We start from the raw sequence: 12,782 nt of genomic DNA, 5'->3' as shown, positions 1-12,782 counted from the left end.
ATTACTCCTTAACGGATCGATTAGTTTCTATATTTGCTATAGAAGCTTGATTGGTTGTTGTTTGTTCTTCTACTGTGACGGTTTCAGTGGCATCGTCAGCCAATTTATCTCTGCGCTTATCGAGCCAAGCGACGATTTGTGCATAGCTCATGACAGCAATAATGGGAAATAAACTGGCAAAAGCGATGAGGCCAAAGCCATCAATTAATGGATTTCTGCCTTCTACATTGGAGGCTAAGCCTAAGCCTAACGCGGCAACTAATGGGACTGTGACCGTTGATGTGGTCACACCGCCAGAATCATAGGCAAGAGGAATAATGGACTTAGGTGCAAAGAAAGTTTGGATCACCACCACCACATAACCCGCCATAATGTAGTAATGAATAGGATCGCCAACCACAATGCGAAAACAGCCGAGCGAAATTCCAAATGCAACGCCAATAGCGACCGAAATGCGTAAACCTTGGGTGCTTATAGTGCCGCCGGAGACTTCATTGGCCTTAATCGCGACGGCAATTAAAGAGGGCTCAGCGATTGTGGTACTAAAACCTATGGCCGCAGCAAATACATAAACCCAAAAATAGTCCTGCCACAAGTAAGGCCCAGCTGAACCGTCTGGGTGCAAGATACTCGGTGATGTGAGCTGATTAGCGAGGTTCTCGCCAATAGGAAACAGCGCTAACTCTAGGCCTACCAGGAAAAAACTCAAACCTAGGATGACATACACAAATCCCAGAACCACGGTTTTCCAATTGGCTATCGGTCGTTTAAGTACGCCCAATTGAAAACCAAATAAAATGGTCGCAATAGGGACAACATCACGCATGGTGAGCAATAAAGTGTCGAACAACTGACTAAGCCAGACCATTGATTTCCCCCATTGAGATACTTGTAGAATGAGTGAAAAAAACCTTATGATTCATATGTTTTTCAGTCATATTCATAGCACCATGCCGTACAGCAATACGAAAATGACCGGTGTAAGGCTGGCAAAGGCTATTAACCCAAAACCATCTAACATCGGATTACGACCTTTAATCACTGTGGCTAACCCAACACCTAAAGCTGTGACTAATGGCACTGTAATGGTCGAGGTGGTTACTCCGCCAGAGTCATAAGCAATACCGATGATACTTTCTGGGGCGAAACTGGTGAGGATCATCACGATGACATAACCGCCAATGATCAAATAATGAATCGGCCAGCCTTTTACGATACGGATAACCCCGAGCAATATGGCCAGACCAACCGAGACAGCAACAGTTAGGCGCAGTCCCATGGCATAACTGTCCATAGCTTGTTCTGTGAAGGCTATGGCACCGCCTTCAGCAGCCACTTCAGCGGCTTCAGCGGCCACCGCCGTTAACGCGGGTTCAGCTAATGTGGTACCAAACCCTAAAGCAAATGAAAAAATAACCAACCAGAATGTACTGCCTTTGCGGGCAAGGGCATGGGCTAATGACTCACCAATAGGGAATAAGCCCATTTCTAAGCCGAAAACAAAAAAGGTTAAACCTAAGACGATAAAGACAACGCCGACGAGGATGGAAAAGAGGTTAGCAGGTGCTTGTTGAAGGATAAAAATCTCAAAAAAACTCACCACCAAAATGATGGGGACTAAATCTCGAAAACTGCCGAGCATAGATTGTAATAACTTTACTAATCCGCCCATTCCACCTCCTGTGAATATTAATACTTATATGACAATTGCTTAGCTTAAGTTTTTCTGTCGAAGTAAAACGGTCATCGCAGCAATTATTTACTTATTACACTATCCAGTGTGCCAACCTGATACAGTAAAACAACAAAAGATTAACAAAAGTTACGGTGTTTTTGAGCTAGATCAAATTGTGAAAATAAATGTGCGCTAGGCAAGAGTGAAGAAGGGAGAGGAGATAAATAAATCAAAAAAAAGACCCGAAGGTCTTTTTTCAAATACATAATGTTAAGTCAAAAATAAGTCCCACTCTGAAGCAATGACTTACATGATTACTTATCGAGTGACAGGTGCTGCCAAGCATCACCAGCACTTAGCCTTAATGACTTCACTTGCTTTTCTCGTTCAACATTAATGTAGTTAAGCTGACTTGGCCAAAGCTCCTGTAAGCTTTCCATCTTGATGTAAAAACTACTCATCGTTTGATGGTTTATCTGAGTTTCTTGGTACACCCATAAATACTTACCTTCGACTTCAGTACCAACCAAATTTAGCTTGATAGTTTGCTGCTTATCATCGGCAATATGAAACTTGTCCTGTACATAATAAGCAAAAGCATCACGACTAACAGGCTCTTTGATTAAATCAGTATTACTATCAAATAGGCGCTTTGCCGCGTGCTCAGCATCGTGTAAATAAAACCGATGCTGCACTTCTAAATTACCTGTGCGTTCATTAAACAGCACATTGCTATAACTTTCTTTTTGCTGATGCGCCCAGGTGTTAGTGCTGAAGCTAAAAACGGCAACGAATAACAAGCTGATTGCGATAATTGCTCGTGACATTATTTTTTATACTCCTTGGCTTCAGGTTCTTTTATCTCGGTATTGATCTCATGCATGATGTCGCGTCGATGCTTACCTTTACGTTTCTCGCTTTTATAAGCTTCAATTCGCGACGGGATAATGCGACGTGGATAATGATTATTTTCAATATCTACATCAGCGGTTTCCCAGCTTGGATCGATTTCAACTGACACCAATTGCTGTGATTTTTCAGTGATAATCAGCTTGCTCACTGCATGAGGAGAGCGTCGCCAAATCTCTGCAGGCAATGTCAGCTTTTCAGTACTGCCATCATCATAGGTCATCTCAAGTAATATTGGCATCACCAGGCCGCCAAGATTTGAGAAGTTCATGACGTAATAGTTTTTATCTTCTTCTAGTGCTCTAGCGAGTGCTTTACGTTCCCAGGGCTTTAACTTCGCAAGTGTTGACTGGTACTTGTTTCGCTCTTTATTGGTCACCGTAAAACGATCGTTTTTATCATGAAAATCGGCTAAGTCGCCATTTAAATCAACCCAAGGTTTCATCCCTGCTTGTTGATTATTTTCAACAAATAAAGATGTTGGTTTATCGGCATTTTCTTGGCGTAAACGGTCAAAATCAATATCAGGATCTTGGGTATCTAAACGCAATTGGTAAACTTTATCTATGCTGATATCAACATGATCTGTGGTGTAAAACCAGCCACGGAAAAACCAATCTAAATCAACACCTGATGCTTCTTCCATCGTACGGAAAAAGTCATAAGGGGTTGGACGTTTATTTTCCCAGCGGCGAGAGTATTCTTGGAAGGCGAAGTCAAAAAGCTCACGACCTAACACCACTTCACGTAAAATATTAAGCGCTGCAGCAGGCTTAGTATAGGCATTCGGACCGTACTTTAAGATGCTATCAGATTGGGTCATGATAGGCACTTGCACATTAGACTTCATGTATTCGATGATGTCGCTTGGCTCACGTCCCCAGGCTAAATCAGGATCCCACTCTTTACTGGCTACGCCATCTAAAAAGCTGTTTAAACCTTCATCCATCCAAGCCCATTGACGTTCATCTGAGTTCACAATCATTGGGAAGTAGTTATGACCCACTTCATGGATCACAACGCCAATGAGGAATTGTTTTTCAGATAAGGTATAGCTTCGAGTGCCGTCTTCATGCCAAATGGTGCGGGGACCATTAAAGCTAATCATCGGGTATTCCATGCCGCCAACTGGGCCATTGACGCTAATGGCCGTTGGGTAAGGATAATCAAACGTAAAACGCGAGTAGACTTCCATGGTATGGATGACAGACTCAGTTGAGTATTTTTCCCATAACTCACCGCCTTCTTTAGGGTAAAACGACATCGCCATGACTTCAGGCATAGTGTCGCCACCTTGTTGATAGCCTTTGGCATCCCAAATGAATTTACGCGAAGATGCCCAGGCAAAGTCACGCACGTTTTCAGCTTTAAAATGCCAGATTTTTTGGCCTGATTGGGTGCTTGATTCGTTCTTTAAGGCTTCATCGGCAGAGACAATGAATACTGGTCTCTTAGCATCTTTGGCATCTTCTAAACGATCACGCTGAGTTTTAGTCAGTACCTTTTTAGGATTTTGTAATACGCCAGTCGCAGTGACGATATGGTCAGTTGGCACTGTCATCTTGACGTCGTAATTACCAAATTCTAGGGTAAATTCACCACGGCCTAAAAATTCTTTATTATGCCAAGCTTCGTAATCTGAATAAGACGATACGCGCGGGAACCATTGAGCCAGCAAGAAAATATCATTACCGCCTTCACGTTTATCATCAGGGAAGTGTTCATAACCTGAACGAGCGCCTACGGCGTCTTCTTCTAAGATATTAAAGGCAAAATCAATGTTCACTTTAGTGGTTTGATTTGGTTTCAGTGGCTTAGTTAAATCGACTCGCATTTGCGCGCCATTAATCACATATTTTAGCGCTTTGCCTTTAGCATCTGTGATGTTAGATAACTGGTAACCCAGCTCTACATCGTCCATAAACTGCTGACGGCGTAAAGTCGATAAATTAATTTTAGCTGGCGCTTTGTCTTGCGCTTTAGCTGAAGCACTGGCGTTATTACCTAGGCCTGAAAAACTACTACTGCGTTCGGCAACTGAGTCAGAACTGAAGCGGTTTTGCTCGAGCTGGATCCATAAGTACTTGAGGGTATAAGGTGAGTTGTTGTGATAAGTAATGGTTTCGCTGCCCACAATACGGCGTTGAGTTTCATCCAGTTTCACATTGATTTTGTAATCAACCTGCTGCTGCCAGTAATCTTTACCTGGCTCGCCAGCGGCGTTACGGTAGTCATTTGGGGTAGGGTGACTTTCTTCTAATTGGCGAAACTTATCTTCAAAGTCGCCTTTGGTTTGTTCTATCGGCGAGGCATTTACCCAAGGTAAATACAATAGGCCTAATACTAGCGCGATAGCCTTAGGGTAAGATTTCATGCTGGCTCCGAAGTGGTCACTTGATACATATCATCAGTGCCACATGCTTATAATTTTAATAACGCGACAGGAAAAATAGCAGTGTACGATGGGGTTTATCGTGACATTTATCTTCAATGAAAGACTATTAATACATGGGTAATGTTGGGGCTTTGTAAAGCCAGTGCGTGATTGTACACTCAGCCATAACAAATGTGTTAAAAGTACACATTTTGTAACTTATTTGGATTAGTCCTGCTAAATAGGTTGTTAATATCAGTGAAAGCTAAATAAAAAATGATAGTGATAAGATATCTATTTTTTACTAATGCTATATAAACATGAGCTTAGATAGCCTGTTTTATTATGGGGTGATTAGGAGACTGATATGGCGCGAGTGGCTTTATTTGTCATAAAGCCAAATGGGAAGTTAAAAGGTTGAATCGTCACTCATTTCAATGTTGTACTTGTCTAGAATCTGCTGGAACTCGCCTGTTTGCTTCAATTTTTTCAGCCCGTCAGCAAACATTTTAGCTGCTTTTGTATTACCTTGATTAAAGCCAACATAAAGCGGAATAGGTTCACCAAAGCTTCCTGCATAACGAATTTGATCATCAAGGTTTATTTTTTTTGCGGTTTGTTCAATCACAATCTTATTACCAATCATGACATGGAAGCGACCTTTGATGAGTCGTTTGAGATTCATGGTTAACGGCTGGTTACCTGAGGCAATATAAAAACGATTCGAATTTGCGATTTTGGCATTAAGTCGTTCGCCATAATCATAGCCGCGTATTATGCCTACCTGCACAGTATCTAAATCTTCAATTTGATTAAACTGCCACGCAAAGCTATTCGTCGTGTAAAAATCTTTACTGGCATAGCCAATAATCAGGTCATCAGTCAGTAAATCATATTGAGCGACATGATCAGGTGTCACAGCTAAAATTGCATCAACATTAGCTTGTTGGACTTCTTTTAAGGCGCGATTAAATGGCACTGCAATAAAGTGTACTGGTTGATCCATTTCAGCAAAGGCGCGTTGAGTCAGTTCAGTAACATAGCCTGTTTGAGCTTCGCAGACGTAAGGGCACCAGATATCAGAGGCAATTAACAGAGGTTTGGCAGATAGCGAAGTTGAAAAAGAGCAACTGGCAAATAGCATAAGGCCTATGCAGTATTTGAGTATCTTGGCTAAATCTGTTTTTAGAGTCATTTTCACAATGATATCAATTCCGGTTGGTTTGACCGTTAGTTGCTAATAAATTGAATATCTTGAGTGTTTATTTCATATTTAGAGTATGACTCTAACCATGACATTAAGCGCTCAAGCCTGATTGATTCAATAGGTTAGCTATTTTGTTTTAACGCTAAACGCGTTAAATATAAGCTTAGATATAGTATCTTAAAACGACAGGGTTCCTGATGTTATTTATTCATTATTGCCTGTAAATGCGAGCTAACTGTCTTTAAATGCGGCTAACTGTCTTTAAATACGGCTAAGTGCCTTCAAATACCAGCTGATTAGACAAGTCATCATACTCAATGCTCGAAGGTGCCAGCTATTGCTAAGTATAGGTGGCTATTCACGAGTGTCATTGTCGAAAAGGATTAGATATGAAACATGTGAGCTTTAATAAACCAGGTAGTGCAGAGGTGATGTATTTTACCGAAAGCCAACTGCCAGTATTGACCCAAGGGCAAGTGCTAATCAAAGTGCATGCCGCAGGCGTTAATGGGCCTGATATCAAGCAACGTGAAGGTGCTTACCCCGCACCTAAAGGGGCAAGTGCTATCCTAGGTTTAGAAGTGGCAGGAGAAATTATTGAGCTAGCTGACGACGTGACGCAATGGAAAGTAGGCGACAAAGTCTGTGCGCTGGTGCCAGGTGGTGGTTACGCTGAGCAGGTGATCACAGATGCCAGTCATTGTTTGCCGATCCCCAACAATTACACTTATGAACAAGCGGCAGCTTTACCAGAAACTTGCTTTACCGTTTGGGGCAATATGGTGGTTAGGGCAGAATTAACGACAGGTGAAAGTGTATTGATCCATGGTGGTTCTGGTGGTATCGGTACTACCACGATTCAAATGGCGTCAGCATTAGGCGCAACGGTGTTTGCTACCTCAGGCTCAGATGAAAAGTGCCAATATTGTCTTGAACAAGGGGCAACAGTTGCGGTCAATTACCATCAGCAGGACTTTGTCGAACCTATTTTAGAAGCGACAAATGGAACAGGTGTGGATGTCGTATTTGATATTGCTGGTGGCGATTTTGTTAACCGCAACCTTAAAGTAGTCGCAATGGATGGACGCATGGTGTCGGTTGCAATGCAACGAGGGATGAAAGCCGAAGTGGATATATTTAGACTAATGGCGAAACGTATTCGCTGGACAGGCTCTACGTTAAGGCCACAAAGCATTGAAGCTAAAGCCGAGATTGCACAAGGTCTAAAACAGCATGTTTGGCCAATGCTTGAAAGTGGAAAAATGCATATAAATCTAGATAAAGTTTTTGCTTTTGACGATGTTATTGTCGCACATCAATATATGGAGTCTGGCCAGCATCAAGGGAAAATTATTTTGAAACTGATTTAGCAACAGTAAGAACAACCTCTAAACATGGCAGTAAAAGCCATATTCTAATATAGTAGCTCATATCTGATCTGACTCTTTTCAATGTTGGATTAACCCTGAACGTACAGTTGATTTGATCAGCAAAGATATGAAACAGTCGGATAGGCGACACCTGTTACCAAGTGCCGCCCTCCTAAGAACCGTACGTGCAACTTTCACTGCATACGGCTCAAGCCTCCACTAAGGCGTGTTCTGTTACCCAGCACCCTACATCGCAGCCAAGACAGGCTCAAACCATGAGTTTCTACCTTCCTTTGCCCGTTTTCGCTTACCTAAGTAAACTTCATGTTCGGGGTCGTAAGGTGTCGCTGCACTCCTGATTTTTACATGTCTTTTTATGAGCGTTTGAGCTATTTGGACAAGGTTAAATCGACAATCCATATTCGCTATTTTCTGCCAACCATGAAATTGCCATTGCCCCTTACCATCCAAATAATATTTACGCCTCACCCAGTCTTTACTTTTCGTTGGATGACGCCTAACGGCCCAACGCCATAACAACCAGAAAAGTTGATGCCCTACATAACCGAAAATTTGCTTTGCAACACTGTGGCGATAATAGTTCGCCCATCCTCTCAGTTTCGGATTTAATATTTTAATTAAATCGTTAACGGGGATTGTTGGATGTTCTCTGATAAATTCACGTAGATTACTCAAAAATGATAGAACGTTGCTCTTGCTCGGTTTAATGAGCAGTTTGCCTTTGTACTTTCTAAGATTGAATCCCAGAAAGTCAAAACCATCATCGATATGAGTTATGTGCGTTTTCTCATCAGAGAGTGTTAAGCCTCTTTCCTGTAGAAAACCAATGAGCTGCGGCTTGATGTCATTAACGAGCACTTCCTTCGAAGAACCTGTGATAACAAAATCATCTGCATATCCGATAAAGTTGACTCTATTCCCTGTTTTACAGGCAATAGACTTAACCAACTGCTCTAACCCTGCCAGCGTGAGCAACATCAGCGTTGGGGAGATTATCCCGCCTTGCGGTGTTCCTTCTGCTGTTTTGTAGAACAACCCTTTATCAACATAACCACATCCAAGCCATTGTTTCAGCATTCGTTTATCTAATTGAATGTTGTCGATAAGCCATTGATGACCTATCTTATCGAAACAGGCTTTGATGTCTCCCTCAAGAACCCATTGGCTAGAGCGCTTCATACATAAACATTTGAAGCACTGTGCAATAGCATCTGCTGTGCTTCGGTTAGGTCGAAAACCATAGCTATTGAGGTCGGCCACCGTTTCCGAAATAGGTTCCAAGGCGAGAAGATGAAGCGCTTGTTGCGCTCTGTCTATCATGCAGGGAATGCCTAAAGGTCTGAGCTTGCCGTTTTTCTTGGGGATGTAGATACGCCTGAGCGGTTTGGCATGATAGCCTTTGCGGCTCAGTTGATTGACCGCAATCATACAACGAGCATCACTGTTCCAAATGATGCCGTCGACTCCTGGTGTTTTGCTGCCTTTATTTTGAGAAACTCTTTTAACAGCAAGTAATTTTGCTGATTTAGAGTGGGTCAGTATCCACTGCAACGCTTTCGCCTTACCGTGTTTACCTTCTCGGGTTGCTTTTGCAATGCGCATTTGAAGCTTTAATACATGTTGTTTAACCGCTTTCCAGTTAATGGATTGCCATTGAACATTGTCAGGGGATGCACTAACTTCAATTGAAGTCATCATTTGCGTTTCTCCTTGAATAAAGTTCTTCAAATCATCTTGCAACGGGAGAACAGCTAGAAGTTAGCTCGCTTTCGCGCCAGATAAAATCAGTATCCGCATCATTACAATGCGGCATTCGCTTTTTCTAGCCTCCTTTACCTGCATGACTATCAGCAGCCTTCGCAGACCACTTTCCCAAAGGGAGCAATACAGGCTTACCCTGTTCCGTATGTCGCGCAACGTCAGGTTAGATGCCCACTATAGTGCGAAGAGTTAATTGATCACGAAAGAGCACTGTCCAATCTCTTTCCAACTCTCGTGCCTTTTGGCCACAGCGTATTAACCACTTCCGCTGTTTCGCGTATAACGCACCTTATATGGATTCACTTACGTTCATCATACTGACACCCTAGCACTTACCCGATTGTGGTTATCAGGAAGAACGTCCTCTCACGATTTTGTTCCCATTCGGCATAAGCCAAATATCGTTACATTGTCAGACTCGCTGCTTTATTCAGAGTCTTAGGGTCATCTGGTGATACAGATGGTTCACTCTTATCGCGGTGAACAGCGCTTCATACGACCTCAGGTCGCACGGACATAAATGAATTAGAACAAAAACTCTAATCCACTTAATTTACATTAGAAAAATTATCTTGAAACCTTAAAGTTGAGAAGTTTATACGGTGACGTTGAACAATGAGTCTTAGATCTCTAATCAGTCACGCTAGTATGGGTGAAGCCAAAAAGTAATAGACTTAGAAAGCGTATTAATAACAAACAAAAGTCTGGTAAGTATGCTATCTTGGTTTTTCTCCCTACCGCTTAGTAGGGACTTCTTTTCCTTTCCGAACTCACATCTCGGCACTCCTTAGTCGCCCTCCTAAGCCTCACTGCAGGCTTTAGCTATGTCCATTTCGACCCCAAATTTAAATAAAATATTCAAACTCACTAGAATTGAAAATGTAGAAACCAACAACAATGAACCCCATTTCGCGCCTTGGTTGCCACTTACTCAGAAAGTACAGTCTGCTTCGCCTTCAGCGATTATATATTGCGAGGGTAATTTCGGAAAAATTGATGGTAAAACCGCAAATGGGCTAGTGAGGCATTCGTTACACTATCGTATCTTATCGGTTATTGATAGTGAGTCAGCTGGCTTAGATGCTGGAGAAATATTGGATAAAAAAGCCAATGGAATACCTATCCTGGCCAATACTGAAGAAGCTATCATTCACGCAGAAAGTATCCCCGATAACTTTATTTTTGGTATTGCACCATCAAGTGGTTTTTTATCTGACTTGGATAAAAACATCATTTTAAATGCCATGTCACTAGGGATGAACATTGTAAATGGCTTGCATGAATTTCTAACTGATGACCCTCTATTTCTAGAGGCTAGTTTAAAGAACAACGTTCGAATATTCGATACCCGTAAACCTAAAAATAAAGGCGACCTAAAAACGTTTAGCGGAAAAATACACAGCGTTAAATGCCCGAGAATAGCTGTATTGGGAACGGATTGTGCATTAGGAAAACGAACAACAGCAACAATATTAGCGAATGAACTGACTAAAAAAGGCCTTAACGTTGTTATGATTGCCACTGGTCAAACAGGTATTATACAGGGTGCACAATACTGCGTTGCACTCGATGCTGTCCCTTCACAATTTTGTGCAGGTGAGTTGGAGTCTGTTATTGTACAGGCCTATGAAAAAGAAAATCCGGACCTGATTATTATTGAAGGGCAAGGAGCCTTAAGTCACCCTGCGTTTTCAACCAGCGCTTTTATCTTACGTGGCAGTTGTCCAACGGGTGTGATATTGCAGCATGCCCCTAAACGTTCATATCGTAGTGATTTTCCTGATTGCCCAATGCCTTCGATTGCCTCAGAAATCAACCTTATCGAAACGTTTTCTAATACCGATGTTATTGGACTAACACTGAATCATGAAGGGATGTCTTTAGATGAAACACGTTGTGTGATAGACCGCTATACTACCGAATTTGGTCTACCGGTTACTGATGCACTATCACAGCCTGTCGAAGATCTACTGCACATTGTAACGTCAGCCTTCCCTATGATAGCAAGTAAACTGGCCGAAAAAGGGTGAACTACCCTAGGTTAGACATCGATTGCGGAAAAATTCACCATAACGCTCAGTTCCTGATTACTCAGCTCTTACTGAAAAATATATCCGTTACGCCTGTAACAAAAGTCTTCCTCGGCCATCCCATCATCGCACAAGTTCTTATTGATGCTGGTGCAACAATGTTAGCCGATTCAAGAATCGAGAATTTTCAAAAGATGACAGAATCTGGTATTTCTATCCCTAAAATGCTGATACGTACACCCATGCTAAGCCAAGTGGCAAGCGTAATAAAATATAGTGATATGAGTTTAAATTCTGAAGTTGAAGTGATTCGGAGGCTTTCACATGTAGCGGGACAACAAAATTGTCGACACGATATTATTATTATGGTTGAGCTTGGCGATCTCAGAGAAGGCGTAATGCCGAATCGCGTGATTGACTTTATCCATGAGATTATTTCCTTACCGAACATCACGATAAAAGGGGTCGGTACGAATTTAGCCTGTCGGTATGGTGTCGCTCCAGACGATCAAAAAATGAACATTCTTTCAGATCTTGCCGATGGAATTGAAGCTACATTTGGGATCAGCCTAGAAATTATTTCAGGGGGTAATTCTGCTTCAGTTAACTGGGCTCTTCAGAGAACAAGCCTAACTCGAGTTAATAACCTTCGTATAGGAGAAGCAATTTTTTTAGGCTGTGAACCTTTAGAACACGAAAATATTTTAGGCTTACATGCAGACACTGTTTCTTTGACTGCTGAAGTGATTGAATCCAAGATTAAACCTACTTTGCCTTGGGGAAATAGAGGATTTAATGCTTTTGGTGAAAAAGAAAGCCTTCAAGATAGAGGGGAGGTCTCACAAGCTATTCTAGCATTAGGCCGCCAAGATGTTTGTGTCAGCGGCCTTAAGGCTCCGAATGGGATTAAGATCATGTCTTCAACCAGCGATCATCTTGTCCTTGAATCCTCACAGAAACCACTATTTGTAGGGGAAAAAGTCACATTCAGTTTAGATTACACTGCTCTCTTATCTTCTATGTCTTCAGATTATATTCATAAATATTTTAAGCCACGCAAAGGGAGGAGAAAGGAATATTATACGGATAAAAGTGATTATCTTCGACAGTGTCATGCTTAACGGTTGTCAGATAAGCCCAATGGACTCTAATGACTTACTGATTAAAGAATTAGGCTAACTCACTCTAGTTAGTACTAAGTTAGAAGCCAATATTGTCACTCTTGTTTTTGTAAAAAGAAAAACTCTCAATATAGATAGCTTAGCAGAAAAAGTCGCCGTTGGTTTAGGTCACAACACTCTAGCAATGCTTGGTAGCTAACAAAGTCGTGGCGCTTCGCCCACACCCGACGAAAGGGAAACAACAGCATTTCCCTTCTCGACATCCCTTGCCGCTCCGGCGAAGTGTTTTTCCTCATGCTACAGAGCTAATTTAC

The 12,782-nt window shown here is 42.0% G+C and carries 9 protein-coding genes; 3 read left to right on the top strand and 6 right to left on the bottom strand.

Annotated elements, in window-relative coordinates; genetic code table 11:
• Position 1: 1 nt before the first annotated feature.
• From AB4153_RS11255 to AB4153_RS11235, 5 genes are all read right to left on the bottom strand, one after another.
• The gene (locus AB4153_RS11255; protein ID WP_371997451.1) at positions 2 to 868 is read right to left on the bottom strand and encodes a DUF1538 domain-containing protein; all 867 of its coding nucleotides are present in this window, start codon (positions 866 to 868) and stop codon (positions 2 to 4) included.
• A gap of 72 nt (positions 869 to 940) precedes the next feature.
• Positions 941 to 1,672 (bottom strand): DUF1538 domain-containing protein, encoded by a 732-nt coding sequence (locus AB4153_RS11250; RefSeq protein ID WP_198589547.1) that lies wholly within the window; start codon positions 1,670 to 1,672, stop codon positions 941 to 943.
• Positions 1,673 to 1,989: 317 nt separating this feature from the next.
• Positions 1,990 to 2,502 (bottom strand): DUF6702 family protein, encoded by a 513-nt coding sequence (locus AB4153_RS11245; RefSeq protein ID WP_229369834.1) that lies wholly within the window; start codon positions 2,500 to 2,502, stop codon positions 1,990 to 1,992.
• Entirely contained in the window at positions 2,502 to 4,958 is a 2,457-nt protein-coding gene (locus AB4153_RS11240) for a M1 family metallopeptidase (RefSeq protein WP_371997450.1), read from the bottom strand. Before AB4153_RS11240 ends, AB4153_RS11245 begins: the two co-directional genes overlap by 1 nt.
• Before the next feature lie 409 nt (positions 4,959 to 5,367).
• Positions 5,368 to 6,153, bottom strand: a complete 786-nt coding sequence (locus tag AB4153_RS11235) for a substrate-binding periplasmic protein (protein ID WP_371997521.1) — start codon at positions 6,151 to 6,153, stop codon at positions 5,368 to 5,370.
• 401 nt (positions 6,154 to 6,554) lie between these two features.
• Between AB4153_RS11235 and AB4153_RS11230 the strand changes: the two genes are divergently transcribed.
• On the top strand, positions 6,555 to 7,535 hold the full coding sequence (locus AB4153_RS11230; RefSeq protein WP_371997449.1) for an NAD(P)H-quinone oxidoreductase: 981 nt from the start codon (positions 6,555 to 6,557) through the stop codon (positions 7,533 to 7,535).
• Positions 7,536 to 7,781: 246 nt separating this feature from the next.
• Here the strand turns inward: AB4153_RS11230 and ltrA are convergent, their stop codons facing one another.
• Positions 7,782 to 9,254 (bottom strand): group II intron reverse transcriptase/maturase, encoded by a 1,473-nt coding sequence (gene ltrA / locus AB4153_RS11225; protein ID WP_371997448.1) that lies wholly within the window; start codon positions 9,252 to 9,254, stop codon positions 7,782 to 7,784.
• Between the two features lie 887 nt (positions 9,255 to 10,141).
• On the opposite strand from ltrA, the gene AB4153_RS11220 reads away from it, so the two are divergent.
• Complete coding sequence (locus tag AB4153_RS11220; RefSeq protein ID WP_102527490.1) at positions 10,142 to 11,347, top strand: DUF1611 domain-containing protein; 1,206 nt, start codon at positions 10,142 to 10,144, stop codon at positions 11,345 to 11,347.
• Positions 11,344 to 12,468 carry an alanine/ornithine racemase family PLP-dependent enzyme gene (locus AB4153_RS11215; protein WP_102527491.1) on the top strand — a complete coding sequence of 375 codons (1,125 nt, stop codon included), beginning with the start codon at positions 11,344 to 11,346 and terminating at the stop codon, positions 12,466 to 12,468. The genes AB4153_RS11220 and AB4153_RS11215 overlap by 4 nt, the downstream gene beginning before the upstream one ends.
• Positions 12,469 to 12,782: the final 314 nt, after the last annotated feature.

Source organism: Shewanella sp. 10N.286.52.E4 (assembly GCF_041468785.1).
Lineage (GTDB): Bacteria > Pseudomonadota > Gammaproteobacteria > Enterobacterales > Shewanellaceae > Shewanella > Shewanella electrodiphila.
Note: the sequence above shows the minus strand (reverse complement) of the source record. Positions and strands in the feature narration are given on the sequence as shown.

What these genes read in the sequence shown, in the direction of transcription:
- AB4153_RS11255 (WP_371997451.1), bottom strand. Translation starts at nt 868, where the DNA reads ATGGTCTGGCTTAGTCAGTTGTTCGACACTTTATTGCTCACCATGCGT.
- AB4153_RS11230 (WP_371997449.1), top strand. Translation starts at nt 6,555, where the DNA reads ATGAAACATGTGAGCTTTAATAAACCAGGTAGTGCAGAGGTGATGTAT.
- AB4153_RS11240 (WP_371997450.1), bottom strand. Translation starts at nt 4,958, where the DNA reads ATGAAATCTTACCCTAAGGCTATCGCGCTAGTATTAGGCCTATTGTAT.
- AB4153_RS11245 (WP_229369834.1), bottom strand. Translation starts at nt 2,502, where the DNA reads ATGTCACGAGCAATTATCGCAATCAGCTTGTTATTCGTTGCCGTTTTT.
- ltrA (WP_371997448.1), bottom strand. Translation starts at nt 9,254, where the DNA reads ATGATGACTTCAATTGAAGTTAGTGCATCCCCTGACAATGTTCAATGG.
- AB4153_RS11220 (WP_102527490.1), top strand. Translation starts at nt 10,142, where the DNA reads ATGTCCATTTCGACCCCAAATTTAAATAAAATATTCAAACTCACTAGA.
- AB4153_RS11250 (WP_198589547.1), bottom strand. Translation starts at nt 1,672, where the DNA reads ATGGGCGGATTAGTAAAGTTATTACAATCTATGCTCGGCAGTTTTCGA.
- AB4153_RS11235 (WP_371997521.1), bottom strand. Translation starts at nt 6,153, where the DNA reads ATGACTCTAAAAACAGATTTAGCCAAGATACTCAAATACTGCATAGGC.